General features: G+C 59.7%; 21 protein-coding genes. 10 read left to right on the forward strand and 11 right to left on the reverse strand.

Annotated elements, in window-relative coordinates; translation table 11 throughout:
• Positions 1-6 precede the first annotated feature (6 nt).
• The gene (gene lnt / locus AC6I1V_RS08075; protein WP_486853735.1) at positions 7-1,584 is read right to left on the reverse strand and encodes an apolipoprotein N-acyltransferase; all 1,578 of its coding nucleotides are present in this window, start codon (positions 1,582-1,584) and stop codon (positions 7-9) included.
• A gap of 427 nt (positions 1,585-2,011) precedes the next feature.
• On the opposite strand from lnt, the gene AC6I1V_RS08080 reads away from it, so the two are divergent.
• From AC6I1V_RS08080 to AC6I1V_RS08105, 6 genes are read left to right on the forward strand one after another with little or no spacing between them, the layout of a single operon-like run.
• Complete coding sequence (locus AC6I1V_RS08080; protein ID WP_302552991.1) at positions 2,012-3,946, forward strand: NADH-quinone oxidoreductase subunit 5 family protein; 1,935 nt, start codon at positions 2,012-2,014, stop codon at positions 3,944-3,946.
• Complete coding sequence (locus AC6I1V_RS08085) at positions 3,946-4,794, forward strand: respiratory chain complex I subunit 1 family protein (protein WP_486853736.1); 849 nt, start codon at positions 3,946-3,948, stop codon at positions 4,792-4,794. The genes AC6I1V_RS08080 and AC6I1V_RS08085 overlap by 1 nt, the downstream gene beginning before the upstream one ends.
• Before the next feature lie 30 nt (positions 4,795-4,824).
• A complete protein-coding gene (locus AC6I1V_RS08090; protein ID WP_302552993.1) occupies positions 4,825-5,316 on the forward strand; it encodes an NADH-quinone oxidoreductase subunit B family protein in 492 nt (163 codons plus the stop codon).
• Between the two features lie 41 nt (positions 5,317-5,357).
• A complete protein-coding gene (locus tag AC6I1V_RS08095) occupies positions 5,358-5,750 on the forward strand; it encodes an NADH-quinone oxidoreductase subunit C (protein WP_302552994.1) in 393 nt (130 codons plus the stop codon).
• Between the two features lie 10 nt (positions 5,751-5,760).
• Complete coding sequence (locus AC6I1V_RS08100; protein WP_302552995.1) at positions 5,761-6,837, forward strand: hydrogenase large subunit; 1,077 nt, start codon at positions 5,761-5,763, stop codon at positions 6,835-6,837.
• Between the two features lie 12 nt (positions 6,838-6,849).
• The gene (locus tag AC6I1V_RS08105; protein ID WP_302552996.1) at positions 6,850-7,362 is read left to right on the forward strand and encodes a 4Fe-4S binding protein; all 513 of its coding nucleotides are present in this window, start codon (positions 6,850-6,852) and stop codon (positions 7,360-7,362) included.
• A 497-nt stretch (positions 7,363-7,859) separates the two neighbouring features.
• Here the strand turns inward: AC6I1V_RS08105 and AC6I1V_RS08110 are convergent, their stop codons facing one another.
• From AC6I1V_RS08110 to metK, 5 genes are all read right to left on the reverse strand, one after another.
• Positions 7,860-9,344 carry an ATP-binding cassette domain-containing protein gene (locus tag AC6I1V_RS08110; RefSeq protein WP_486853737.1) on the reverse strand — a complete coding sequence of 495 codons (1,485 nt, stop codon included), beginning with the start codon at positions 9,342-9,344 and terminating at the stop codon, positions 7,860-7,862.
• An 835-nt stretch (positions 9,345-10,179) separates the two neighbouring features.
• Positions 10,180-10,998 (reverse strand): histidinol-phosphatase, encoded by an 819-nt coding sequence (locus tag AC6I1V_RS08115; RefSeq protein WP_302552999.1) that lies wholly within the window; start codon positions 10,996-10,998, stop codon positions 10,180-10,182.
• A 112-nt stretch (positions 10,999-11,110) separates the two neighbouring features.
• Positions 11,111-12,301 (reverse strand): sulfatase-like hydrolase/transferase, encoded by a 1,191-nt coding sequence (locus AC6I1V_RS08120; RefSeq protein ID WP_308770848.1) that lies wholly within the window; start codon positions 12,299-12,301, stop codon positions 11,111-11,113.
• Positions 12,292-12,816, reverse strand: coding sequence for a hypothetical protein (locus AC6I1V_RS08125; RefSeq protein ID WP_497736960.1), 525 nt, complete (start codon positions 12,814-12,816; stop codon positions 12,292-12,294). Before AC6I1V_RS08125 ends, AC6I1V_RS08120 begins: the two co-directional genes overlap by 10 nt.
• A gap of 171 nt (positions 12,817-12,987) precedes the next feature.
• On the reverse strand, positions 12,988-14,163 hold the full coding sequence (metK, locus tag AC6I1V_RS08130; RefSeq protein WP_302553002.1) for a methionine adenosyltransferase: 1,176 nt from the start codon (positions 14,161-14,163) through the stop codon (positions 12,988-12,990).
• 294 nt (positions 14,164-14,457) lie between these two features.
• Between metK and AC6I1V_RS08135 the strand changes: the two genes are divergently transcribed.
• Together AC6I1V_RS08135 and ispH are read left to right on the forward strand one after the other, a co-directional pair.
• A complete protein-coding gene (locus tag AC6I1V_RS08135) occupies positions 14,458-15,051 on the forward strand; it encodes a hypothetical protein (RefSeq protein WP_486853739.1) in 594 nt (197 codons plus the stop codon).
• Positions 15,052-15,423: 372 nt separating this feature from the next.
• Positions 15,424-16,281, forward strand: a complete 858-nt coding sequence (gene ispH, locus AC6I1V_RS08140) for a 4-hydroxy-3-methylbut-2-enyl diphosphate reductase (protein WP_486853740.1) — start codon at positions 15,424-15,426, stop codon at positions 16,279-16,281.
• Positions 16,282-16,630: 349 nt separating this feature from the next.
• Here the strand turns inward: ispH and AC6I1V_RS08145 are convergent, their stop codons facing one another.
• Positions 16,631-16,897, reverse strand: coding sequence for a phage regulatory CII family protein (locus AC6I1V_RS08145; protein ID WP_005028417.1), 267 nt, complete (start codon positions 16,895-16,897; stop codon positions 16,631-16,633).
• A gap of 418 nt (positions 16,898-17,315) precedes the next feature.
• On the opposite strand from AC6I1V_RS08145, the gene AC6I1V_RS08150 reads away from it, so the two are divergent.
• On the forward strand, positions 17,316-17,582 hold the full coding sequence (locus AC6I1V_RS08150) for a DUF1653 domain-containing protein (RefSeq protein WP_486854839.1): 267 nt from the start codon (positions 17,316-17,318) through the stop codon (positions 17,580-17,582).
• A 1,017-nt stretch (positions 17,583-18,599) separates the two neighbouring features.
• Here the strand turns inward: AC6I1V_RS08150 and hemL are convergent.
• The 3 genes from hemL to AC6I1V_RS08165 all read right to left on the reverse strand — a co-directional run bounded on the left by hemL (position 18,600) and on the right by AC6I1V_RS08165 (position 22,026).
• Positions 18,600-19,874, reverse strand: a complete 1,275-nt coding sequence (gene hemL, locus AC6I1V_RS08155) for a glutamate-1-semialdehyde 2,1-aminomutase (RefSeq protein ID WP_308770853.1) — start codon at positions 19,872-19,874, stop codon at positions 18,600-18,602.
• An 80-nt stretch (positions 19,875-19,954) separates the two neighbouring features.
• Positions 19,955-20,431: a siroheme decarboxylase subunit beta gene (ahbB, locus tag AC6I1V_RS08160; RefSeq protein WP_302552969.1), complete on the reverse strand. Its 477-nt coding sequence runs from the start codon at positions 20,429-20,431 to the stop codon at positions 19,955-19,957.
• Positions 20,432-20,439: 8 nt separating this feature from the next.
• Positions 20,440-22,026 (reverse strand): hypothetical protein, encoded by a 1,587-nt coding sequence (locus AC6I1V_RS08165; protein ID WP_302552970.1) that lies wholly within the window; start codon positions 22,024-22,026, stop codon positions 20,440-20,442.
• A 206-nt stretch (positions 22,027-22,232) separates the two neighbouring features.
• Here AC6I1V_RS08165 and hypD point away from each other — a divergent pair, with 206 nt between their 5' ends.
• Positions 22,233-23,318, forward strand: coding sequence for a hydrogenase formation protein HypD (gene hypD, locus AC6I1V_RS08170; RefSeq protein WP_486854840.1), 1,086 nt, complete (start codon positions 22,233-22,235; stop codon positions 23,316-23,318).
• Between the two features lie 994 nt (positions 23,319-24,312).
• Here hypD and AC6I1V_RS08175 read toward each other — a convergent pair.
• Positions 24,313-26,010: a hydantoinase/oxoprolinase family protein gene (locus AC6I1V_RS08175; RefSeq protein WP_486855008.1), complete on the reverse strand. Its 1,698-nt coding sequence runs from the start codon at positions 26,008-26,010 to the stop codon at positions 24,313-24,315.
• Positions 26,011-26,173 lie beyond the last annotated feature (163 nt).

Below are 26,173 nucleotides of genomic sequence, written 5' to 3' on the forward strand. Positions count from 1 at the left end.
GTTCGGTTAGATGTGACGCCGGAACCGCAAAAGGGCCGGCGCGAAACATATGAGGAAAAGGGCAAGCCCGGCCCACGGCAGCCACGGTTCCAAAGTGAAAAAGACGGATGTTTCCGTCAGCGGGACGACCGGATGGGACAGGCTCTCGGCCTTGAACAGGCCGCTGCGGGCTACAACGGTTCCGGCCGGATCCACGAAGGCGGAAATGCCGGTGTTTGTGGAACGGGCCAGCCAGCGGCGCTGCTCCACAGCCCGCAGGATGCCAAGGGAAAGATGCTGCTCTGGAGCGGAAGACCGCCCGAACCACGCATCGTTGCTGATGTTCACCAGCAGCGTAGCGCCTTGGGCAACCTGCTTGCGGGCCAGTTCGGGAAAGATGGATTCATAACAAATGAGCACGCCCAGAACAAGCGGCCCCCGATCCGGCGAAAGCTGCGGCATGGCGGGCAAGGCCAGCGGCCCGGTGGACTCGCCGGGCAAAAATTCGCCCACCCCTTGCAACAAGGGCCGCAGGAACGGCAAATCAAGGAACGGCGGCACGTATTCCCCGAAGGGCACGAGATGTTCCTTGTCGTACCATCCTTCGCCCACCCCGTTTGAGGCTATAAGGTAAGCACGGTTGAAGGCGTCGACAACCCCGCCCCCGCGATTGCGGAACCCCGGCGCGCCGAACAGCAGGGCCACGCCGCGATCTCTTGCAAAGGCGCGGATCGCCGCCGGAAGTTCCGGGGCGCTCTGGTAATCGAAGGGCATGGCCGTTTCAGGCCAGATCAACAGCGCGGGGCGCTCCGGTTCCGGCACGGACAGGGATGCCGCGCTCAGGGAAAGATACCGCTTGACCGTGAGCCGCTGCATGGTTGGTTCCCACTTCACGTTCTGATCAAGGTTGCCCTGCTCCAGGGATACCCATAGCCCTTGCCGGCCTGAAGGCGCGGAAACGAGGGAAACGACGCCGAAGGCAACGATCAGGGACATGCCCGCGAGGGAACCCCCAAGGGCCGGAAGCCAATGCCTCCGAAGCGCATGGGGATGCCGCGCGCGGAGGATCCCCTCCGCGCACAGGCAGGACAAGCCCGCCAGCAGGCCGCCGAGCCCATACGCGCCGATCACCGAAGCCAACTGGATGACGGGCGTCCACGGCGTGAAGGCCGAGGCCAGCGTAATCCACGGGAAACCGGTGAAGAACCAGCCTCGGAAACATTCCATAAGATACCAGCCGAGCCCAAGCGCCACGCCCTTCCTCCACGCCGGTTCCCCCCTCAGGGCATGGGCAAGCGCGGCGAACAGGCCCCCATACAGGCCGATGTACGCGCCCATGAGCAGCGGGCAGGGCGCGGCGAGCGCCCACGGCAGGCCGCCGAAATCATGGACGGGGATGGCCAGCCAGTAGAGGCAGGCCGAAGCCCCCGCCAGGCCGCAGAGCCAGCCGAGCCGGAAAGCGCGTTTCCAGCTTGTGGAACCTGTCCCAAGCAGGAACAGGGAGGCCGGATACAGGAGCGCCGCAGCCGGAAAAGACGCCACGGGGTTGGGCATGCCGATCCAAAGCCCCGCCGCGCCGCAAAAAATCCACCAGAGCATATTCATGGGGAAAACAAGCCGAAAGCGCCTTCAAAAGTCAAGCGAAAAGACGAAAGGGGATTCCCCCAAAGGCGGCAGTGTTACGATACGTCAAAAGGTGTAACCGCAAAATGCTCCCAACCGCCTGTGAAAACATTCCTTAATAAACTGTTTAACCAACCAGTTGCGTCATTTCTTCCTTGACGCCCCATTGCTTTTGATCCATGAAAATAAATCGGATGGAGGGGGGATTTTTTCATGTCCGAACCGCTTTTGACGATTGCGCGGCTGACTTTTCCCTTCCCGGCATCCGCTCTTTTCGGGCCCGACCGTGCCCGGGACGCGAATCCCGCCGGCCGATCCCGTTTTTGTACGGTCCTGAGCGCTCAGGAAACCAAAGGCCCCCGAAGGGGGGCCGCGTTCGGGTCAACCCCGCAAGTCAAGTGAGGCGTCCATGTTGCAATTGCTCCTCTTCGGCTGCATCGTTTTTCCGCTGATCGCGGCTGTCGCTGTAGCCCTGGACAAAGAAGGAACCCTGCGCCGCCGCATCGTCTACGCCGGCACCGGGATCACAGCTCTGTCCGCACTGGGCCTAGCCCTGTACGGCAGCTTCGTGCTGCCCATATCGCCGGACAGTTCCCTCCAGCCCCTGATGACCGTGCTCGATCTCGCCTTGCTCGTGTTCATCTTGTATGTGGCCGTAAATATACGCCACAGGCTGTCCATGGGCCTTGCGCTCGGCCAACTGGCCGGCATGGTCTACCTCGACTTCTTCATGTTGGAAGGCCATCAGGCCACGGCATTCCTTGCGGATCCGCTGGCGCTCGTCATGGTGCTCGTCATCTCCCTCGTCGGCGGGATCGTGTGCATCTTCGGCCTCGGCTACATGCAGGAACATGAGGATCATCTCCGCCTCGCCAAATCCAGGCAGTCCCGCTTTTTCTTCTTCCTGCTGCTGTTCCTTGGCGCGATGAACGGCCTCGTCCTCTGCGACAGCCTCCCGTGGGTGTTCTTCTTCTGGGAAATCACCACGCTGTGCTCCTTCTTCCTCATCAGCCATGACGGCACCCGCGAAGCCAAGCGCAACGCGACCCGCGCCCTGTGGATGAACATGGTGGGCGGCATCGGCTTCCTCGCCGCCATGCTGTTCATGCAGAAGGCCATCGGCACCCTGTCCATCCAGGCCATGCTGGCCCAGTCCGTGGTCATGCACTCCACGGCCGCCATGCTGCCCGTCGCCTTCCTCTGTTTCGCCGCGTTCACCAAGTCCGCGCAGCTTCCTTTCCAGAGCTGGCTGTGCGGCGCCATGGTCGCCCCCACGCCCGTGTCCGCCCTGCTCCACTCCTCCACGATGGTCAAAGCCGGCGTCTACCTCGTGCTGCGCCTCTCCCCGGCCTTTGCGGGGACCATGCTCGCGGGCGTCGTTTCCCTGACCGGCGCCTTCACCTTCGTGGCCGCATCCGCCCTTGCCTGCGGCCAGAGCAACGGCAAGAAGATCCTCGCCTACTCCACCATCGCCAACCTCGGCCTCATCATCGCGTGTGCGGGCATGGCGACCCCGGCGGCCATCACCGCCGCCATCCTGCTCATCATCTTCCACGCGGTTTCCAAGGGCCTCCTTTTCCTCTGCGTGGGCACCATCGAACAGCACATCGGCTCGCGTGACATCGAATCCATGCGCGGCCTGTACAAGATCATGCCCCGCGTGGCGGTCATCACCCTGTTCGGCATCGTAACCATGATGCTGCCGCCCTTCGGCGCGCTGCTCGCCAAGTGGATCGCCATCGAAGCGTCCGCCTCGGCCCCGGCCTTCATGCCCGTGCTCGTGGTGCTCATCGCCTTCGGCAGCGCCCTCACCGTGCTGTTCTGGGCCCGCTGGGCCGGCCTGCTGCTCGGCAGCGACCCGCTGAGCGAAAAGCGCCCCGTCCCCGAACACCTCGACGGCTCCATGAGCTTCGCCCTGCGCACGCTCCTCTACGGCGCCATCCTCCTTTCCCTCTTCGTGCCGTGGATCTTCGGCGGCATCGAACAGAGCATCGCCTCGCTGTTCGGGATTGAAGGCATGTTCGCCTCCGACTGGGGCATCCTGACCAACGGCAGGGGGCTGTTCGCCGTCTACCCCATGTTCTTCCTGCTCGCGATCGGCATGTGGTACGCCCTGCGCCAGTCCAGAAAGGCCGAACGCGGCCCCCGCGCCCTGCCCTACCTTTCCGGCATCCAGTATGTGCAGGACGGCAAGGTGGGCTTCAACGGCCCCCTGAACACCCTCGTGGAACCCAAGTCGTCCAACTATTACATGGAAGCCTGGTTCGGTGAACAGACGCTCACCGGCAGGATCAACACCATCGCCATTGTCCTTATGGTGGTCATGTTGGGAGGTCTGCTCTAATGCTGAAGCTCATTTTCGCCCTTATCGCAGTCGCTGTAGCCGTTCCCGCGGGCGGACTTCTCGCCGGGGTGGACAGACGCCTGACGGCCCGTCTCCAGTCCAGGCAGGGGCCGCCGCTGCTCCAGCCCTTCTACGATGTCCTGAAGCTCCTTGGGAAAGCCCCGTGCGTAACCAACCCGTGGCTCATCTTCTCGTCCTACGTCTGCCTCATGGCTTCGGCCATCGCGCTGCTCATGTTCTTCATGCAGGGCGACATGCTGCTGCTGTTCTTCGTCATGACGGTCGGCGCAGTGTTCAAGGTGGCCGGCGCGCTTTCCGCCGACTCGCCCTACAGCAACGTGGGCGCGCAGCGCGAACTGCTCCAGATGCTCGCCTATGAGCCGCTGGTCATCCTCACCTTCGTGGGCATGTCCGCCGCCACCGGCAGCTTCATGATCTCCGACATCTACGCGCTTGACGTGCCGCTGCTGCCGCATCTGCCGTTCCTGTTCATCGCGCTCGGCTATGCGCTGACCATCAAGCTCGCCAAGTCGCCCTTCGACATCGCCTCCTGCCACCACGGGCATCAGGAAATCGTGCGCGGCGTGCTGACCGACTATTCCGGCCCCCAGCTCGCGCTGCTTGAAATCTCCCACTGGCTCGACGTCATCCTGCTGCTCGGCCTGTGCTCCCTGTTCTGGCACACGAGCATCATGGGCATGGCCGTCCTGCTCGTGCTGACCTACGCGCTTGAAATCGTCGTCGACAACGTCTGTGCGCGCATGACGTGGGGCTGGATGCTCAAGCATGCCTTCGGCATCACGCTGGGCCTGGCCATCTTCAACATCCTCTGGCTCTACGTCCGCTAGAACCGAAGCCCAGACTATCGGGGGTACCCCATGAATTTTTCGGCATTACATGAAAAACTGAACCAATACATCAATAAGGGACGCCTGAAGTCCCCTTGGGTCGTCCATTACGACTGCGGTTCCTGCAACGGCTGCGACATTGAAGTGCTGGCCTGCCTCACGCCCGTCTTCGACGTCGAACGCTTCGGCATCGTGAACATCGGCGATCCCAAGCACGCCGACGTGCTGCTCGTCACCGGAACCGTGAACCAGCGCAACAAGGACGTCCTCAAAAACATCTACGATCAGATGCCGGAGCCCAAGGCCGTCATCGCCATCGGCGCCTGCGCCTGCACGGGCGGCGTGTTTCAGGACTGCTACAACGTCGTGGGCGGCGTGGATCATGTGATCCCCGTGGATGTCTACGTGCCCGGCTGCGCGGCCAAGCCCGAAGCCATCATCGACGGCGTCGTGCTCGCGCTTGAAGTGGTCAAGGGCAAGCTCGGCCTGCGGGACATGCCCCAGACGACCATTTTTGAATAAATCGACGACGCGCGGCCCCGTGCCGCGCTCCGGAGGAACATATGCCCCCATCAGTTGCTCGCCTCGAAGCCGAGCCGATCACGCTTGAAACGGTCCGCGCCGTGGCCAAGGCCAATTTCGACGCCGGGTACCGTTTCGTGACCCTGTCCGTACACAACCTCGGCGACGGCAATCTCGATATCATCTACCACTACGACAAAAACCTGAACATGCGCAGCTACCGCCTCACCGTCCCGCTGGGGCAGGCGGTGCCGAGCATTTCGGACATCTATTTCTGCGCCCTGCTCGTGGAAAACGAAAGCCGCGACCAATACGGCATCACATGGGACGGGCTGATCCTTGACTTCCAAGGCAGCCTCTATCTGGAAAAGGACACGCCGCCGCCGCTTCTCCGCGGCCCTTCCTGCACCCTTTCCACCGTCACCAAAAAGTAGGGAGCGCGTCATGTCCCGTACGATCATTCCTTTCGGACCGCAGCATCCGGTTTTGCCGGAACCGATCCATCTCCAGCTCGTCATGGAAAACGAAACCGTGGTCGAAGCCCTGCCCAAGCTCGGCTATGTCCACCGCGGCCTCGAAACGCTCACCACGCTCCGCGACTACAACCAGATGATCTACATCGTGGAGCGCGTCTGCGGCATCTGTTCCTGCATCCACGCCCTGTGCTTCTGCCGCGCCATCGAGCACCTCATGAACGTCGAAGTGCCGCGCCGCGCCGCCTACCTGCGCATCATCTGGTCGGAACTCCACAGGATGCACAGCCACTTGCTGTGGCTCGGCCTTTTTGCGGACGCCCTCGGCTTTGAAAGCCTGTTCATGCAGTTCTGGAAAATCCGCGAACGCATCATGGACATCAACGAAGCCACGGCGGGCAACCGCGTCATCATCTCCACCAATATCGTCGGCGGCGTGCGCAAGGATCTCTCCCGTGAGCACCAGCGCTGGATCCTCGACGAACTGGATACCCTTGAAGCCGAAATGCGCCGCCTCGAAAAGGTGACCATGGAAGACTACACCGTCAAAAAGCGTACGGTGGGCATCGGCGTAATGACCGCTCAGGAAGCCATCCAGCTTGGCGCCGCCGGGCCGACCCTGCGCGGCAGCGGCGTGGCTCAGGACGTGCGCCAGACGGAATACGAAGCCTTCGCGGAACTTGGGTTCACGCCCGTGTCCGTCCTCGACGGCGACTGCTGGGCCCGTACCAAAGTCCGCTTCCTCGAAGTGCTCCAGTCCATGGAAATCGTCCGCCAGGCCATCAGCCACCTGCCCGACACGGAAATCAACGTAAAGGTCAAGGGCAACCCCTCCGGCGAAGTCGTTTCCCGCGTCGAACAGCCCCGCGGCGAGTGCATGTACTACGTCAAGGGCAACGGTTCCAAGTACCTCGACCGCGTACGCATCCGCACGCCCACATTCGCCAACATTCCGCCCCTGCTCCATATGGTGAAGGGAATCCAGCTTGCCGACGTTCCCGTCGTCGTGCTTTCCATCGACCCCTGCATCAGCTGCACCGAACGGTAGGAGGAACTCGTCATGCTCATGATCAACACCATATTCCGCAACTTCCTCAAGCGCCCCGCGACGCGGAAGTACCCGATGGTGAAACGCGACCCCTTCTCCAACTACCGGGGCCGTCTCATCAACAATGTGGAATCCTGCATCTTCTGCCGCATGTGCTCGAACAAGTGCCCGGCGCAGTGCATCTCCACAGACCCGAAGGAAGCTTTCTGGGGGTACGATCCCTTTTCCTGCGTCTATTGCGGCATCTGCGTGGAAGTCTGCCCGACCAAGAGCCTCTTCATGCTCTCGACCCACCGTTCACCGGTCCCCACCAAGTTCGTCGTATACCACAAGGGTACTGCCCGCGTAGCGAAGCCGCGCCTGGCCTCCGTGCCCAAGGTCGCCCCGAACGAGGTGCATTCCGAAACGCCCCCGCCCAAGGTCGTAGCCGCCGTGGAAACCCCGGCCGAAGCCCCCGTTGAGGAGCCCAAGCCCACCCCGAAGGCGACCCCGCCCGCGACCCCCGGCGGCAAAAAGAAGAAATAAGGGCCTCCGGCGGCAAGGGGCTACCGCCCCTTGACCCTGTCCGGGGGAAATGATTTCCCCCGGACCCCCTCAGGGCCCAACGAAAAGCTCCCCATACGGCAAAGCCGCATGGGGAGCTTTTCGTTGGGCAGGAAGGCCGATTGTGCTCGGCCTTCTACACGGGTGAATCTTTCTAGGCCATGTCGTCAATTAAATATAATCTATTGAAATCATTCAATTATTTTTTCATATTACAAAAAGTATTATTTCAATAATTTTAAAAGGTTATATGTCAAACGACGACACGCCCTAAAATGGGTGGCTGTATCATAGAAAACGGTTGATGCCTTATTTCCTTGAAACTCCAAAGAAATAACCAATAAAATCCCCCAATCACAGAGCCCACCAGCGGAAATATTGGAGAAAAAACATATATTTTCAGTATATTGCTGAAACAAGACAACCATATACTATGACAGAGCCAAATGGGTTCCCCGCCTTCAGGCGCCGCCCTCTCTTTACCCTTGCTCCCAAATCGCGGAGATACGTCCGTTTTCGAGCTGGAGCATGTGGGTAATGGCGGGGAAAATGTCGGCCTTATGATGGGTGACGAGGATCATCTGCACGCCCTGCCGCGCAAGCTGGTTGAGCAGCGTGAAAAACTCATTACGTGATGGGGCGTCGAGGCCTGAGAAGGGTTCGTCAAGCAGCAGGAGATCCGGCTCCCCGGCAAGGGCGCGGGCAAGGAGCAAACGGCGGAACTCCCCGGTCGAACAGGAACGGATCGCCCGTTTCGCCAAAAATTCCAGATGCAGGGATGCGAGGATAGCCTCAACCTGCGCCCGTTCCTCCCCGGAAGGTTCACGGTACACGCCCACGGAATTGTCGATGCCCGAAAAAACCAGCTCCTCGCCCGTGATGTCGTAGGTATAGGTCGCCTGCTGGCGATCCGACACCAGACGGACGCCTTTGCGCAGCACTTCGAGCCGATCCACAACGCCGCCCTGCCGGGGCAGTTCGCGCACGATTTCGCCCCCGTAGGCCACAATTTCGTCGCCCGCCAGCAGGCGCAGCAATGTGGACTTGCCCGCGCCGTTGCCGCCGAGCACGGCCCAGTTCTCACCGGGATTGATGGTCCAGTTGATGTCGTGCAGCACGGGCACGCGATCAATGAACACCGACGCGTCCTTAATGGTGATGCGGGCCGAACATCCCCGGATCCCTTTCAGCTCAGGGGCACCGGCAACCGGAACCGGTTCCTTTTCCGGCTCCGCCGCCGTTTCCAGCATGGGGCCGTCCACGGCCTTCCCGTTTTCCAGCACGATCTGGCGGCTCAGCCAACCGGGGAGCGTTTCGGGGCGATGTGTGGTCATGACCAGCGTAGACAGCTCGGAGGCGCGTCCCAGCGCGTCCAGAAGGGTGCTGCGCGCCCGTGCGTCCAAACCGTCGGTCACTTCATCCAACAGCAGCACTCCCGGCTTGCGGACAAGGGCGCGCGCCACCAGCATCAGCCGAAGCTGCCCTTGGGACATGGCTGTTACGGGCTTTTTCAACAGGTGCACGCCGCCAAGAAGACGCACGAGCTGATACGCCGTTTCACACATTTCGGGCGTAGGCTGCTGCGCGATGTAGATCGCATCGGAAAAGCCGCCGAGCACCAGCCGCTCGCCGTCCACCCGCCATTCCTGGTGGACAACCCGCTCCTGCTGCATGGCCGACACCAGCGACGTCACCTTGCGCCCCGTAAGCGGGGACGAATCCGCCCCTTCCGGCCCATGCCAGAGCACCCGCCCGGCGCGCCGGTGATCGATCTGATCCGGCCACTGCTCGCCGCGCAACAGCCGCAGCAGCGTGGACTTGCCCGCACCGTTGCCGCCGCGGATGACGGCATGCTCCCCCTTGTAGAGGGTGAGGTTACAATCATTCAGGATATGCCGCTCCGTACCCGGATAGGTCACAAACACATGCTCAACTTCAATGAGAGGGCGACGCGAAGGTTCCACAATACGCTCCAAAGGGTTGCAAAGAAAAAAGAGAACCCTGCGATTCCCTTTCATGCCGATGAGATAAAAAACAAGGCCCCGTCATGGGATCTGTTTGTTTGGCCGTGCCCTAGGCCGTATCGTCATTTGACATATAACTATTTAAAATTATCTAAATAAGTTTTTGCAACTTTAAAAATAATATAATAATTTCAATAAATTATATCCAATTGACGACACAGCCTAGAAAATGGTTGATCCTACTTTCTTGAAGGGCTGTGCCATAGGAAGCGGTTGATGCTTTTTCTTTGAAGTTCCAAAGGAATAACCGGCAAAATGCCTTAACCAAGGATTCCTCCAAGGGGAAAACTGGAGAAAAAGGCTGTATTTTCACCGTGCTGTAGAGATGAAACAACCACATACGATGACAGGGCCAAAGGAATAACCCATAAAATGCCCAATCATGGAGCCCCTCAGCGGAAAAACAAGATAAAAAGTATCTATTTTCAGTGCACTACAAAAACAAAGCAACCATATGCCGTGACAGAACCTCTTGGAACTCCAAAGGAATAACCAATACAATGCCGGCCATAGGGCCCGCCAACGGAACCATTGGAGAAAAAGGCCATATTTTCATCATATTGCGAAGATGAAACAACCACATTCCATGACATAGCCGTTGGAAAAAGGGGACAAACAGCCAGCGCCCCTTTTGCCTTTCCGCAAAACGGGACTCCCGCCGCGCGGCCTCCCCACCAGCCGAAAGTCTTTGGAGGGAGAGGGGTGGGTTTGGGAGGGGAGAGGGAGCCTTTCTTCAGAAAGGGGCCCTCTCCCCTCCCAATCTCCTCCCAGCCCTCTAAAAACCGATCTCGCGGGGCTTCCTGTTCTCAAAAATGACGCTGGACGTGTAGCCGTAGGAACGGGCATAGGCTTCCAGCTTGTCGAACGCATAGGCGGGCGTGTTCGGGCAATGCGCATCAGACCCGAAGCTGATCTTCACCCCCAGCTCCGAAGCCAGCTCCATGATCGCCGGGTGAGGATAAATCTCATTGCACGGCTTGCGCAGCCCGGCGGAGGAAACCTCCATCGCCAGCCCGTTGTCGCGGATAGCCGTCAACGCCTCACGGATCAAGGCAAGGCTCTCCGGCATGGCGAGCCATTGATGGAACACGTCTACGGAATACAGCTTGATGATGTCGGGGTGCGCGGCGATGTCCACCAGCCCGCTGCGGGCCATGTCCGCCAGCGTACGGAAATAATTTTCATAGCGCGTATGGCACTGCTGCGGGCTGATCTTCCAGTCGTCCTGCGTGAAGTCGAACCCCCACGAACCAAGGAAATGGATGCCCCCGATGATGTAGTCGAACGGGTACGCCGCAACGGCGGCCTCCATGAAGGCCCGCTCGGAGGGGAACCAGTCCAGCTCCATGCCGAGCAGCACCTTGGGCGAACTCGACAAGGCGCGGAGCTGCATGACCTCACTGGCGTAGCGCACGAAATTCCGGCGCAGATGTTCCCGGTATTCCACAGGATAGGAATACGCTTCGGGACGGGGGGAATGCTCGGAAAAGCCGTATACGGCAAGACCGCGCTCCTTGGCGGCGGCATACATCTCGCCGACGGACGCCTTGCCGTGGGACGCGTTGGTATGGTTATGAACGTCTGCAACTATCATGGCCTGACTCTCGTGGTTTGTTTTGGCCCCGCCGAAAAAACGGGAACGCCGCGCCGCAGCGCGCATCGGCTACAGTTCAAGGAAACAAAGCCGATGTCAAGCACGGAACGTGCTATTTATCCAACGAGCCGTACTCGCTTCCATTGGGGGCGTACCGGGCCCAAGGCTCATAGCCCGCCGAGAAGGGCGTTTTTTCCGGTTTGCTCCCCCCGAACGAAAGCCGGGCAAGCTCCGCCGCGGCATAGGCAAACTCCGACGTCACCCAAGGTTTATGGACGGCCCCTTTCACCCGCCCCACAAACTCGGCGTTCCTGCGCTGATATTCGGGAGAAAACCAGCACAGGAAAGGAATATCCAGCATATGCTTCGAGGGATCATTGGCTATTTGCCCGCGTACCGGGCGCGTATCATACACTTCCTGCCCATGATCCGAAAAATACACCACAAAGGCGTTCCCGCCCTTCCGTTTTACGGCATTGATGATGCCGGACACGATAAGATCCGTGTACAGTATGGAATTATCGTACGTATTGACATACCGTTTTGCGCTTTCCGGCCTCCACGGTTTTGTGGGGATGTCGTCCGTGGAAGAAAACACGCCGAATTCCGGGGGATACCGCAGCGCATACGTCAGGTGGGAGCCCATCAAATGGATAAAGACGGCCTTACGCTCCACCGCGTTGCCGAGCACCTTTTCCAGTTCCGGCAGCACCACCGCGTCATAGCTCACGCTCCGGCCCTCATCACGGGCCATATTGAGGAACGAAACATGCTTTGCGTCTTCAGCGAACAGCCGTACCCCCGTAGCCCCCTCCACATTCACGGCCTGATTGGAAATCCAGTATGTCGTAAATCCCGCGCTGTTCAGAAGGGTCAAAACGGATGGGCTGCTCAGGATAGAATCGCCTTGCCGCAGTTCCGGGAAAAGGAGGACTTTCCGCAAGCTGGGGATGGTATGGGTGTCCGGGCTGATGACATCGTCAAAAATGACCAGCTCATCCCGCATGGCCTCCAGCCTCGGCGTCGTGTTCCGCTTGTAGCCATACAGGGAAAAATGGTTCCGGTTCGCCGACTCCCCGACGATGAACACATACGTCCGCGGCATGGCGGGATCGCCGTCCAGAAAAGCCACAGGAGCCAGCGACAGGCTTTGCCTCTCGGTGCGTACGGCATCCACAGCCCGTATTTCATCGGCATAGCGGCAGAGGGTCGTGCAAAACTGGTATACCCCGTGGGAGGCAAGCAGGCGCGGCCCCTTGCGCACGGCTGAATAGGCGATGGGGATGCAAAGGATTAAGAGCAATACGTGTACTGGAGAGAGAGAGAGAGAGAGAGAGAGAGAGAGAGAGAATGTCTGGCCCGTACCGCCTTCACAAGGAGGAAAAACGGTATCACAAAAACGGCCGCAAGAATGAGCGCATTGGGGATAGAAAAAAAGTCCGTGACAAATTCCCTCGCCTCATTGGAGGTCGTCTCAAAAATGGACTGGATCGCAAAGGTTGATATGGGGGCGCGGTACAGCAGGATATGCACGACATTGGCGAGGGTGACGGCAAGAAAGGGCACGAACGACAGGATGAGGAACCCCACGCCAAGCACACCGGGAAGAAACATCACAGGCAGCGTCAACAGGGTATCGAGCAGCAGCGAACGCAGCATGTCGGAAAGGGGAAACCAGCGCAGCGTGGCCCCGAATGAAATCAATCCCGTCAACAAAGAAAAACCGGCAAAGAAGAGATAAATCCAGCCCCAGTTCCGAAGCTGCTCCCAAAAGGCTTTTTCCAAAAAGAACCGCTTTTGACTTTTGCTGACCCTCACTGGGCACCTCCGCATAGATATAATCCCTCTCAGGACTATCTCTAACGCGGACGATTTTCCAGCAAAAAAAGGCGCCCTCCGCAGAGAGGCGCCTTTTCCGTCCCATAGCCTCAAACGCCGGGCTTGGCGCTTAAAGGGGCATTACGAGGGTATGGCCGTATGCGGCCACGCTCAAACCTTCGCGGCGGTACGGAGATCCGCGACGGCGTCGGTGCGTTCCCACGCAAATTCGGGGAGTTCACGGCCAAAGTGACCGTAGCAGGACGTTTTCTTGTAGATGGGGCGGAGCAGATCGAGGCGCTTCGTGATGTGGTAGGGGCGCAGGTCGAACACTTCGCGCACGGCCTTGGTGAGCACTTCGTCCGGGATCTCGCTCGTGCCGAGGGAGGACACCAGCACGGACACGGGCTCGGCTACGCCGATGCAATACGCGATCTGCACTTCGCAGCGCGGGGCCAAACCGGCGGCGACCACGTTCTTGGCCACATAGCGGCCCATATAGGCGGCGGAACGGTCGACCTTGGAGGGATCCTTGCCGGAGAAGGCGCCGCCGCCGTGATGCCCGGAACCGCCGTAGGTATCCTGAATGATCTTGCGCCCGGTCAGGCCGCAGTCACCCATAGGGCCGCCGACAACGAAACGGCCCGTGGTGTTGATGAAGATTTCGCAATCCTTCTCATCGAACAGGCCGGAGGGTTCCAGCACGGGACGAATGACGGTGCGCTTCACGGCTTCGATGATGTCGGCCTGGGAAGCGGACGCGGCATGCTGCGTGGATACCACCACGTTGTTGATGCGGATCGGCTTGCCGTCGACGTATTCAAAAGAAACCTGCGTCTTGCCGTCGGGACGGAAAAAGTCCACCAGGCCGTCCTTGCGAACCTTGGTGAGCTGCTGCGAAAGCTGGTGCGCCCAGTAGATGGGGGCGGGCATCAGGGTGGGGGTCTCGCTGCACGCGAAGCCGAACATCATGCCCTGATCGCCGGCGCCCTGATTTTCCGGGTCCTCGCGATCCACACCCTGCGCAATGTCGCCGGACTGATGGTCGATGGAGGAAATAACGGCGCACGTCTGCCAGTCAAAGCCCATTTCGGAGCTGCTGTAGCCGATTTCCTTGATGGTTTCGCGGACGACCTTCGGCAGGTCGGCATAGCCCTTGGTGCTGATTTCACCGGCGATGACGGCCATGCCGGTCGTCACGAGGGTTTCGCACGCCACACGGGAATTGGGGTCCTGTTCAATCAGCGTGTCAAGGATGGCGTCGGAAATCTGGTCGGCGACCTTATCGGGATGACCTTCGGTCACGGACTCGGACGTAAAGAAATATCTGCCTTTTTCGGGCTGCATGGGGTAGCTCCTTCATCGGGCGGTGCAACGTGCGCCGCCTGTAAATTGACCTTGTTCCATCTTGATATGCCGGATGCGGAATCTCCGCGCATCTATATCAAGGTATCCAGATATACACATACAGTTGCCTTTTTACCATGACGCTTTCCCGTTGTCCAGTACCTGCGGCATGATTTCCTTTCCCGGAACCCGCCGTCATCCCGGAGGATCGCCCCATAAGCCCCTTTATGGCCCAAAATCCGGTTGACCTCCCTCCCCGCTCCCGGCACACTTCCTCCCCGTGAGGAATTTGCCATGAATCCGGCCTATCAGGGACAACTCGATGTTTTTTGCGCCGCCTATGCGGTCATCAACGCCATGCGGCACATCAACGCCACGCGGCTGCTCGCCTGCCGATCCATCCTGCACGAAGCCTTGCTCGACGCCGCACGCGACGAGGAATCGTTCCGTGCCCTCCTCGATCAGCGGACGGATTATGTGGACTGGGTGGATTCCATGCTGGCACGCTTGGAAAAACAGGGCTCGCTGCTGACGGCCCGCCCCTTTCCGACCCATTTCCCCGGTCCGGGCGCGCCTTCCCCCGCCGCCCTCTGGGACGCCATTGCCGACTGGCTGCGGCGCGGCGAACGCAACGCCGTACTGCTTCAGTTCGTACGGAGCCTCTACCCCACGGAGGCGGTGATACGGCATTGGACTTGCTGCAATGATGTGGCCGGCGATACGCTCATGCTGTTCGATTCCAGTATCGAGCCCGGAGCCCTCCATCAGCTTCCCCGTGAAAGCCTTATTTCCGATCCTGCGGAAGACGGCCCCGGCAAAATCCTCATCGTCCCGTACACCATCCGGTTCCTCAGGCCGCGGCTTCAGGGAGGGCAAAGACGACAGTAGAGCGGGTTGCCTTGCAACGCCCGCCATTCCAAAGGAATCCAGCTTCGGGAACGCTGTAGGGCAGGGAGCCGATCAGAACAAAGGATGAGGGAGGGGCTTTGTGCCGACAAGCTCAGGGAGAGAAGGTTTTTCGGAAAGGCCCTGTCATGGAACGTGGATGTTCCATCTCTACCCATGCGAAGATACAGCTTTTTCCAATTTTTCCGTTGGCGCACGCCGCGCCTAAGGCATTTTGTCGGCCATCTATCGGGAATTTCAAGATTAAAAAGAACCGTCAGCTTTGGCGGAGCTTTCAGAAAAATGCCCTTTCCAGCTCGTTAGACCTAATTACAGCCAATCCGCTAACCCAGCGGCAGTACCGAGGAGAAGACAATGGCAATAGTATTGCGCGCCAAAACAGCGGGATTCTGCATGGGGGTAGGGCTTGCCCTGCGCAAGCTCGATCAGGCCATCGAGGAACACAAGGCCCGCAGTTCCGGCAGGCTGGTCATGCTCGGCCCCATCATCCACAACCCGCAGGTCATGGATACGTACATGCGGCAGGGGGTCATCCTCGCGCACTCCCTTGACGCCGTACAGCCGGGGGACACCGTCATCATCCGGGCGCACGGCATACCGCGAAAAGACGAGGCGCGCCTGCTCGGCCTCGGGGCGCATGTCCTTGATGCGACATGCCCTAAGGTCAAACAGGCGCAGCTCGCCATCGACGAGGCCACCCGGCGAGGGACTTCCCTCTACCTGTTCGGCGAGGCCGAACACCCGGAAGTGCAGGGGCTTGTCTCCTACGCCAACGGCCCATGCCTCGTGTTTGGGAGCTTAAAGGAACTGAAAGAAAAACAGACGTTCAAAGATACCCACGCCGTAGTGCTGGCGGCCCAAACCACGCAGGAACGCGAGGAATTTGAAGCCATCAAAAAATTGCTTGCGGAAAGGCACGCCCTCACCGTGCTTGAAACTATCTGCGACGCGACGCGGAAGCGGCAGCAGGAAGCGCTGATGATTTCGCAACAGGCTGAGGCTATGATCGTCGTAGGGGGGAAAACCAGCGGAAACACGCGCCGTCTGGCCGATGTGGCGGAAAGCTGCGGCATTCCTGTGTGGCACATTGAAGTGCCGGAAGAGCTTCCACGCGAAGAGCTGAAGCGGTACGCTTCCATCGGCCTCACGGCGGGGGCTTCAACCCCCAGAAGCATCATCGACGCCGTTCAGGAATCGCTCAATTCCCTATAAACTTTGCTGTGTTCCAGGCCGTGTTGTTATTTTATATTTAACTATTTGAAAATATTGAAATAATCTTTTATAACTTTTAAATATGTATTAATTTCAATAGATTATGTCTAATTGACGACACAGCCTAGAAAATGGTTGATGCTTTTTTCCTTGAAGCTCCAAAGGAATAACCAGCAAAACGCCTTGGCTATGGATTCCGCCAAGGGGAAAGTTGGAGAAAAGGCTGCATTTTCACCGCGCTGTGGGGATGAAGCAAGCTCATATCGTGACAGCGCCTAAACTTTTCGGGAGGGCCGCCCAACGGCGCCCTCCCGCTGATGAACACGAACCGGACAGCCGTCCAGCCGGGTTAAGCGCGCACCGTGGAACCCATGCCTTCAGCGGGTTCCAGACGATACCCCATTTCCAAGGCCATCTTTTCCAGCGGCGTCACATTGCCGGTGGTCTTCATGATGTGCATGAGCGTTTCGGCACCGAGCTTTGCGCCGGTGTCATAGGGGTTCACTTCACGCAGAAGGGTCGAATAGGGCTTCCCGACAGCCTGCGCGATAGCCTTAGCACCGATAGGGCTTTCGAGAACGAGATCATGGACAGTGGTGATAAGATCGTTCGACATGGTTTTCTCCTGCATAAAGCATACGTTTGAAAGTTGATGGCAGGTTGCTTTGCGAACAGTGGCCGTTTCCGGCCGGCTTCAACCGGAGCACCTCCGGCAACTCACTTCTGGCAAAAAAATAGCTTTTCCGTAAGGAGTATCATAGGAGTACTTATATCAAAAAACCTCACATGAGAGGGAGTATTCTCATGGCAAAAGCGATGCGAAGCGCCTGTACTCCCCCCCAATTACGCCCTCGGAACCTTCCTACCCCCTTGAGCGTACCCCGTAGTGGGATCGAGAAAAATCACTTGATTTTCTTACAGGTTAGAATCAAGGGCCTCATTCGCGGGCATATAGCGAAGCCCTTTCGCCATCTGTTTATGGGGGAGTACTCCCCCATGTACTCCCCCCTTTTTCCCCATTAGAGGAGATCTTCATGGCAACTTTCTTCCGACACTACAAAAACCGTTATTATCAGCTCGTGGGAGAGGCCCTCGACACACGAGATGACACCCTCGTTATCGTTTACCGCACGCTGTACCCCTCCGAGTACTCCCTCTTTACCCGTCCCAAAGAGGAATTTTTCGGCTCGGTGCGGCGTCCCGACGGCTCCGAGTGCCTCCGTTTCTCCCCTGTCGAATATGCCGAGCTGCCCGAAGACGCCCGCGCCCATGTTGTCCATGAGGTAGAAGTCTGGAGGTAAAAATGCCGCGGGGAGGCGGTAGACGTTCCAAAGGAGCTCTCCCCTTTCAAAACCGTCCATAAATGGGACGGAATGACGGTACAGCGGCGGAACCTTGCCGCCCCCTTCCCAAGAGCTGTAAAAGAAGGCCAAGTCATAAAAAATGGCTGACGCTTTTGGCTGCGCCATAGGAAACGGCTGACGCTTTATTTCTTGAGATTCCAAAGGAATAATTCATAAAATGCCCCAATCATGGAGCCCGCCAGCGGAAAAATCAGATAAGAGTTTCTATTTTCAGTATATTACAAAAACAACCATATACTATGACAGAGCCATGTTTTTCCCTGAAACTCCAAAGGGATAACCAACAAAGTGCCTTAGCTAAGGATTCCGCCAAGAGGAAAACTGGAGAAAAAAGCTGCATATTCACCGCGCTGTGGAAATGAAACGACCATAATGCTATGGCAGAACCTAAAAATTAGGCCCTGCATAGCATTATGGTTGTTCCCTTCTCAGCAATATACTGAAAATATATACTTTTTCTCAATTTCTCCGCTGACGGATTCCATGATTGGGGCATTTTATTGGCTATTTCTTTAGAGCTTCAAGATAAGGCATCAACCGTTTTCTATGATACAGCCAAAATTTTACGATTTTTTTAAAGATTAGGTCACGCTTGCTCCGGCATTGAACAGCGCAAATACATTGCGCTTATGCCTTCACAGCGGCTTCCTGCTTCCCGCAGCCGGAAGGGTATTTTCAACGTGAAAACGCTCTAAAAAACGGTTCCGTACCCGGCAAAAACCGGATACGGAACCGTTTCGTTTTAAACGTGTTGAAAAGCGTATGCCCCAAGCCCTGCGAAGCCCCGCCGGGCGAACCGGACACACGGAAAATCCTTATCGCCGTCCCATCCCGCCGCCTTGCCATCGGGACGAACCGGGCACGCGGGAGATTCCGCATCAAAGAAGCTTCCTGGTATGCCCTTGGGACGGACAGAGCCCGCGGAAGGCTTCACCTGCCGCCGCGGGCCCCCTCCTACAGCTTGATGCCGCGCACGGCGTCAAGCGTCTTGGCAAAGTCCTCTTCGGTATGGGCGAAGGACACCATCGCCACTTCAAAGGCGGACGGGGCCACGAAGATGTTCCGTTCGCGCATGGCGCGGAAGAAACGGGAGTACATCTCCGTATCGGAATTCTTCACATCCTCAAAGTTGCGGAGCGGCCCGTCGGAGAAGAACACCGTATACATGGAGGCAAGGCGGTTGACCGTCACGGGCACGCCCTTGCCGCGCAGGATGGATTCCAGCTCGGCGGCGAAGGCTTCCACGCGGGCCTCAAGCGCGGCGTAGTCGCTGGACTTCAGCACGGAGAGCGTGGCGATGCCCGCAGCCATGGCGAGCGGATTCCCGGAAAGCGTCCCGGCCTGATACACGTCCCCGGCGGGGGCCACACGGCTCATGTACTCGCGCTTGCCGCCGAACGCCCCCACGGGCAGGCCGCCGCCGATGATCTTGCCGAGGGTGGTCAGATCGGGCGTGATGCCGAAACGGGTCTGCGCCCCGCCGTACTCGGCGCGGAAGCCGGTGATCACCTCATCCATGATGAGCAGGGCTCCGTGCGTGTCGCACAGGGCCCGCAGCGCCTTGAGGAAGCCTTCCTCAGGCAGCACGAGGCCCATGTTTCCGGCAATGGGCTCCACGATGATCGCCGCGATGTCCTTGCCGTACAGGTGGAAAATGTCCTCGACGGCCCGCACGTCATTATAGGGGGCAAGCAGGGTGTCGCGGACCGTGCTTTCCGGCACGCCCGGCGTGCCGGGGATGGAAAGGGTCGCTACGCCGGAACCCGCGCTGGCGAGGAAGGGATCGGCATGCCCATGATAGCAGCCGATGAACTTCAGCACCTTGGTGCGCCCGGTCACGCCGCGGGCGAGGCGCAGGGCGGACATGGTCGCCTCCGTGCCGGAATTCACCATGCGCACCATATCCATGCCGGGGAACGCATCCACGACCATGCGGGCAAGTTCGACCTCGGCGGGGCAGGGAGCGCCGTAGCTGGTGCCCTTTCCGGCGGCTTCGGCGACCGCCTTGGTCACTTCGGGGTGGGAATGCCCAAGCAGCATCGGCCCCCACGATTCCACGAAATCGATCATCTCCTGCCCGTCCACGGTGGTCACGTGGCTCCCCTTGGCGGAAGCGATGAACAGCGGATCGGCCCCCACGCCGAGGCAGGCGCGCACGGGGCTGTTGACGCCGCCGGGGATCAGTTCACAGGCTTCCTTAAACAGTTTTTCCGAACGAGTCGTCTTCATAATCTCCTCAGAACATTGGGTTAAGCGGCAAGCGCCGCTGTCTTCGCATCAAAAAAGGCCGCCCTTCCGGGCCAGCCGGCTTAAAAATACGTCATGGACGTTTTCTTCAATTCCTCAAGGCTGTCAAGCACGGCGTACTCGTCAAGCGCCGTCTCGCGCCGCAATTCCTCAATGACCTGACGGCATTCCTCCTCGCTGCGCCCGTGAACCATCGTATACAGCGTATAAGGCCAGTCCGGGGCCGAAGTCGGGCGGAAATACACATGGGAAATACGCTGGTTCTTGGCAGCCACCTCGCCGATGGCGTCGCTGTCGGCCTCATCGACGATCCATGCGACCATCGCGTTGTGCGTCCAGCCGGTCTTCTGGTGTTTGATGCTGGCCCCAAAACGGCGGATGGCGCCGTCTTCCTTCATGCGGCGCAGAAGGTTCAGCACCGTTTCCTCATCAGTCCCCACTTCGCGGGCGATGTCCGCATACGGGGTCAGGGTGTCGGGAAGCTGGAACTGGACAATGCGCAGGATGGCGCGCTCGGTGTCGGTAAAAGCTGTGCTCATGGTCGTCCTTAATGTTCGTTGTCGCCGGTGGTGATGAACAGCGGCTTGATCTCGTCGATGCGCCGGATGCCCGCATGGGTCAGCACGATACGGAACCGCTCCAGATCGGAGCCGCAGCGGTGGGTGATCTTGCGCACCATGTCCATATGGTAGACCTTGTCGCCCCCCACCGCATCGTCCATACCGCCCTGAGGTTCGTCAAGAACTTCATCGGCATGCCGCAGAAAGTCCGAAATGTCAAAGCGCGAGATGTCCAGCAGCAGGTTCTTGCCCTCGTGGAAGGGATCGGGCAGCTCCTTGATGTCTATCCGCTTTGAATAATACAAAATATCTTCATTGTGGAACGCATTCAGGATGTCCACGAAATGCGTCCTGTTCCGCAGGACGCGCACGGCCTTGGGGAGCTTGTCCCAGTCCGCGAACCGGAACTGCTCGACGCAGTGCCCCAGACGCCTGCCGTAGCCGTCGCAGACGCGCAGCACCCGATCGGGGATCCATTTGCCGAATGCCTTGAACAGCTTGTGCTTGAGCACATCCTTGATGCGCTCGCGGCAGATGTAGGCGAAGACGGCAATCACGAAGATCGGCGCGCTGAGGGCCCCGGCCCCTTCCCACAGGAGCGTCACGGTCAGCGCGAGGCTCATGGCCACCGCCGCGATCAGGCTGTACAGCGCATGTTCCAGCAGGGAATTTCCAGAGTGCCGCTGCACGTTCAGGAACAGCGGCATGTCCACGTATTTCTTGAGCACCCCCCAACGGAATACGGGCAGCTCGTTGTCGCCTGTCTTGGTGGGCATACTTTCGGGATAACGGTAGCGGCGGTAGGCGCGCTGCGCCCCGAAACACGCCAAAATGTATGTGGAACACTTATGCACGGGCGAGAGGCGGCGCACGATCTCCCCAAGCGTCCTCGTCGTGATGATGGACAGGTACTCGTCGCAATACAGAAACGCCGGGGCCCGCAAAAGGTTTTGCGCCTCCTTCGCCCTCCTGCCGAGCAACTTGCGGTAACGCTTCAGACAGGCCACCGCCAGACGGGTCAGATTATAGGCGGCCCGAGTCCGCTCGTTACCGTCTTCAATAGCCAGCACCGCGTTTTTCCGTGCCAGCAGGGACACCCGGAACGCGATGCAAAACAGTTTGAGGCTGTCCTCATAGCGTTCACGGATCTCCGGCGTGTTTTGCCAAAGCAAATCGTCAAGCAGCCTGGAACAGTCCTCCAGAATATCCGGAACCTGTTCCGGCAGCGTCAAGTCAATGATTTCCTCACCGCCGCCCTCCTCCGCCTCCAGTTTCCGCAGAACCGGGGGCAGTTCGCCACCAAGCAGCGACTCCAGCGGACGGATGGGCACGCCGAGCCGGATATAATTCTTGAGGCTTTGCTGATAATCGGTCGCCGTATAGCTCCAGCGGTTGATCTGAAGGCTCTGCGGGAAGAAAAACCACGTTTCCACAAGATAGTGCAGCTTCCTGTCCTCCAGCGGGCAGGAAACCTGCTGGCGGATTTCAAAGCGGCGCTTGCCGATGGTTCTGACCGCTTCGGCAAGCAGGGAGGCGTTGGGGCGGCGACGGCGGCGGACAATGGAGTAGGACATAATAGGGCTCTGGGAGGTTCACTTGACCATAGCCAAGGGCACAAACAAGATCAAGCGCACTCGATTGCGCCTCACTCCGGCGGAAATCAAGGCTTTATGGAATGCCGGAAACAGGCTACAACAGGCGGGCCGCCGTTCGTGACGCCCACGCCGACGCTCCCGGATGCCCCTTATCCGGCCTCAACCGCTTTGCCCCGGAGAACCCCATGCCCACGCCAACGCTGCATGATCCCAAACTCTGCCAAGCCCTGCTCCGCCGCCTCGAAGACCTCCTCGACCGCCCCATGCGGTTTATGGAAGTCTGCGGAACCCATACCGTATCCATCTTCAGGGGCGGCCTGCGCACGCTCCTTCCCGAACAGGTCACCCACCTCACGGGGCCGGGCTGCCCCGTCTGCGTGACCCACGATCGCGAAGTCGCCGCCTTCCTCAAGCTGGCCGAACAGCCGAACGTCATCATCGCCACCTTCGGCGACCTGATGCGCGTCCCCGGCCCGGACGGGCGCTCCCTCAAGCACGCGCAGGCCGACGGAGCCCGCGTATCCGTCATTTATTCCCCGCTCGACGCCCTGGCCCTCGCCGCCGACAACCCCGGCGCCACGGTCGTTTTCCTCGGCGTCGGCTTTGAGACCACCGCCCCGGCGGTCGCGGCGACCGTCCTCGCCGCCGAACAGCGCAAGCTGGACAACTTCACCGTCTTCTCCTGCCACAAGCTCGTGCCACCGGCGCTTGCCGCCCTGCTCGGCGATCCCGACAACGGCATCGACGCCTTCCTGCTGCCGGGGCATGTGTCCACGGTTCTCGGCCTTTCGCCGTTCCGCTTCGTAGCCGAAGACTGGAAGCGCCCCGCCATCGTCGCCGGGTTCGAGCCCGCCGACATCCTCGACGCGCTCTGCCGCATGGCCCGCCAGTACCGCGAGGGCGAATTCAAGGTCGAGAACGCCTACCCCCGCGCCGTCAACGACGACGGTAACCCCAAGGCACGGGCCATCCTGTCGCAGGTGTTCCGCACCGCCGACGCCCTCTGGCGCGGCCTCGGCGCCATCCCCGGCAGCGGCCTCGCGCTGGCTCCGGCCTACGAGCGTTTCGACGCCCTCGCCCGCCTCGGCCTTTCCCTGCCCGAAACCAAGCCGCTGCCCGGCTGTCGCTGCGGCGAAGTGCTCAAGGGCAAGATGCCGCCCAACGAGTGCCCCCTGTTCGGCAAGGTCTGCACGCCCGCCAACCCCGTCGGGCCCTGCATGGTCTCCACCGAAGGGAGCTGTTCCGCGTATTTCAAGTATGGGTTGTATTGAGGGGAGTTATTGGGGAAGGGAGGGAAAACTTTTCTGAAGAAAAGCTTTTCCCTCCCTTCCCCAAACCCCATCCCTCCCTTTCCAAAGACTTTCGTGCTTATCGAATCCCTTTTACCAGCATTCCCCGTAGGCGGATATCAGTGTACCTTCTCCCGCCGAGGCCAAACCCCATCCACAGGCTCCCTATAGGCGGATACTGGCAAGGGGACAGGTTGGAGTCATGCGGAAACATTCATTGTCGGTAGAAAACGTTGCGTCTTCTCCTCGCCAAGGACAGCCCCATCCCTCCCTTTCCAAAGGCTTTCGTGCTTATCGAATCCCTCTTGTCAGCATTCCCCGCAGGCGAATATCAGTGCATCTTCTCCCGCCGAGGCCAAAACCCATCTATAGGCTCCCTATAGGCGGATACGGCAAAGGGACAGGCTGGAGCCATGCAGCAACATTCATTGTCGGTAGAAAACGTTGCGTCTTCTCCTCGCCAAGGACAGCCCCATCCCTCCCTTTCCAAAGGCTTTCGTGCTTATCGAATCCCTCTTGTCAGCATTCCCCGTAGGCGGATATCAGTACACTTTCTCCCGCCGAGGCCAAACCCCATCTATAGGCTCCCTATAAGCGGATGCTGGAAAGGGACAGGCTGGATCCATGCGGCAATATTCCTTGTAGATAGATACCGTTGCACCTTGTTCTCACCGAGAACAGGCCCCATCTACAGCATTCAGCAGAGGTGGATATCAGCAAGATGGTGTTTGGGGAATGCAAAAAACGGAATATCGGCCTTTTATCCCGACAGCGCCTTCCGAGCACGCCTCACCTGTACATATCTTTTTCTTTCATTGTAAAAACAACATAATAAATATAATCCATGTATCTTGGAAAGCTGCGGTCAGGGATTCGATAAGGTCAAAAGTCTTGGGAGGGGAAGGGGGAGGTTTGGAGGGGGAAGGGGAACCTTTCTCCAGAAAGGTTCCCCTTCCCCCTCCAATCTTTCACCCATCTACCGTTCGACGCCGGGCCGAAGCTGACAGCGGACGCGGATGTCCCGGCCCCCGCGCCCGTACTCGTCGAGCGTGGCAAACAGCTGGGCCTCGGTGACGTCGATTTCGGGAGACGCGGAAACAAAGGCGGCCTGTTCACGGAGAAGCGCGCATGCCTCGGCCTTGGCCTCTTCAAGCGTGTAGCGCCGTGTAATGGACTTGCGGATTCCGAGGCTCGGAACCAGCAGCACGCCTGCCGCCGTGTCCGCAAACAAATCAAGGCTCGCTGTGGGACGAGTGAGCGCCGCACCAATGGCGTTGGCGACAGGGCCAAGCACGGGATCGCCGAGCGTCTCCACGGGAATCCCCAGAGCCTCCCCAAGCAGAGGGGCCACCGCCTCGGCGGGGCCGCCCACAAGCACGGCGCGGGCAGGACGGACGGCGCGTTCCTCAAGCAAAGCCGCCAGCGTGTACACGGGACGGCTGTTCACGTCATCAAGCAGCGAACGCACGGCGGAGGCGACGCGGGAACGGGCATAGTCCAAAACCTGCCGCGAGAGGGATTCCGCACGCAAGCCGTGGGCGGCGGCAAGGGATTCCACACCCGCGCGTGACGCGGCGACATCCCCGGCGTCCGCATGCCCAAGCACGTTGAGGCAGTCGAGGAACGTAGGGCCGTCCGTCCCGCCGAACGCCAGCGCGGGCCCCTTGCGCAAAGGGCCGACCTGAACGCCGGACGTAACCGTCACCTGAGAATCCCCTCCAAGCCCGATGGAAACGGACTTGAGCGCACGCACGAGCGTGGAGCGGCCGTTGACCGCCAGATCGTCAGGCGACAAGACCGGCTGCCCGGCGGCAAGCAAGGCTATGTCCGTCGTCGTTCCGCCCATGTCGAGCACAAGGGTATCTTCGGAACAGGACGGCATCAGGGCCATCATGCCCATGACGCTGGCGGCGGGGCCGGAAAGCAGGGCTTCCACAGGCCGCTCGCGGGACACCGAAAGCGGAATGGCTCCCCCGTCGGCCTTCAAAAGATAGGCGGGCGCGTCGATGCCCATGTCCTTGAGGCTGGCTTCCACAGCATCCGCGAACCGGTTGTGCAGCGTCCAGACCGCCGCGTTCCAGTAGGCCGTGGCGATGCGGCGCGGGAAATTCAGACGCCCGGACAAGCGATGCCCGAGCGCGATCACCGGTTCCGGGCCGTCCGCGAAGGCTTCGCGTATGACCTCCGCCATCGCGTTTTCATGCGCCGGGTTGCGGGTCGAAAATTTGGCGACGCAGGCGAACGCGGTCAGCCCTTCCTCCCGCCATTGGGCCACAACGCGGCGGATCGCCTTCAAATCAGGAGGCACGACTTCCGTTCCCCGATGATCCACGCCGCCGGGCACAAGCGCCGTATGGCTTCCCAGCCCGAACCAGCCCGGATCAAGGCCCGGCCCCGCGCTGATCAGCAGTCCCACAGGCGCGCAGGCATCCTGCACTACGGCATTCACGGCGAGGGTCGTCCCGAACGTCGCCCGGCTCACATCCGCCGGAAGCGCCGCCCCTGACTCGAACAGCGCGTGCAGGGCCTCCCGTGTGGAAACAAGCAAATCCTGATGGTTGGTGGGAACCTTGACGGACGCGAGCAGCGTCCCGCCGCGCAACAGCACGGCGTCGGTATGCGTCCCGCCCATATCCAGCCCGAGCACGACCGTTTTTTTCCTTTCTTCTGACACGTATGGCCTCCTGAGGCGCCTGTTTCCAGAAACGGATCGCCGCGCCCGGCGAAGCGTAACGCAAAACCCCGGCGCAGGGAAACCCCGGCCGCCCTTGCCAAACGGCCCCCCCGACCCTATACTTTCCCCTATTACAAGGAAAAGAACCGGATCGGCAACCGAT

The sequence above is a fragment of the Bilophila sp. T19-St14 genome, assembly GCF_059728385.1.

Excerpts from the sequence above, each read along its gene's own strand:
- lnt (WP_486853735.1), bottom strand. The coding sequence starts at position 1,584 with ATGAATATGCTCTGGTGGATTTTTTGCGGCGCGGCGGGGCTTTGGATC.
- AC6I1V_RS08080 (WP_302552991.1), top strand. The coding sequence starts at position 2,012 with ATGTTGCAATTGCTCCTCTTCGGCTGCATCGTTTTTCCGCTGATCGCG.
- AC6I1V_RS08085 (WP_486853736.1), top strand. The coding sequence starts at position 3,946 with ATGCTGAAGCTCATTTTCGCCCTTATCGCAGTCGCTGTAGCCGTTCCC.
- AC6I1V_RS08090 (WP_302552993.1), top strand. The coding sequence starts at position 4,825 with ATGAATTTTTCGGCATTACATGAAAAACTGAACCAATACATCAATAAG.
- AC6I1V_RS08095 (WP_302552994.1), top strand. The coding sequence starts at position 5,358 with ATGCCCCCATCAGTTGCTCGCCTCGAAGCCGAGCCGATCACGCTTGAA.
- AC6I1V_RS08100 (WP_302552995.1), top strand. The coding sequence starts at position 5,761 with ATGTCCCGTACGATCATTCCTTTCGGACCGCAGCATCCGGTTTTGCCG.
- AC6I1V_RS08105 (WP_302552996.1), top strand. The coding sequence starts at position 6,850 with ATGCTCATGATCAACACCATATTCCGCAACTTCCTCAAGCGCCCCGCG.
- AC6I1V_RS08115 (WP_302552999.1), bottom strand. The coding sequence starts at position 10,998 with ATGATAGTTGCAGACGTTCATAACCATACCAACGCGTCCCACGGCAAG.
- metK (WP_302553002.1), bottom strand. The coding sequence starts at position 14,163 with ATGCAGCCCGAAAAAGGCAGATATTTCTTTACGTCCGAGTCCGTGACC.
- AC6I1V_RS08135 (WP_486853739.1), top strand. The coding sequence starts at position 14,458 with ATGAATCCGGCCTATCAGGGACAACTCGATGTTTTTTGCGCCGCCTAT.
- ispH (WP_486853740.1), top strand. The coding sequence starts at position 15,424 with ATGGCAATAGTATTGCGCGCCAAAACAGCGGGATTCTGCATGGGGGTA.
- AC6I1V_RS08145 (WP_005028417.1), bottom strand. The coding sequence starts at position 16,897 with ATGTCGAACGATCTTATCACCACTGTCCATGATCTCGTTCTCGAAAGC.
- AC6I1V_RS08150 (WP_486854839.1), top strand. The coding sequence starts at position 17,316 with ATGGCAACTTTCTTCCGACACTACAAAAACCGTTATTATCAGCTCGTG.
- hemL (WP_308770853.1), bottom strand. The coding sequence starts at position 19,874 with ATGAAGACGACTCGTTCGGAAAAACTGTTTAAGGAAGCCTGTGAACTG.
- ahbB (WP_302552969.1), bottom strand. The coding sequence starts at position 20,431 with ATGAGCACAGCTTTTACCGACACCGAGCGCGCCATCCTGCGCATTGTC.
- AC6I1V_RS08165 (WP_302552970.1), bottom strand. The coding sequence starts at position 22,026 with ATGTCCTACTCCATTGTCCGCCGCCGTCGCCGCCCCAACGCCTCCCTG.
- hypD (WP_486854840.1), top strand. The coding sequence starts at position 22,233 with ATGCCCACGCCAACGCTGCATGATCCCAAACTCTGCCAAGCCCTGCTC.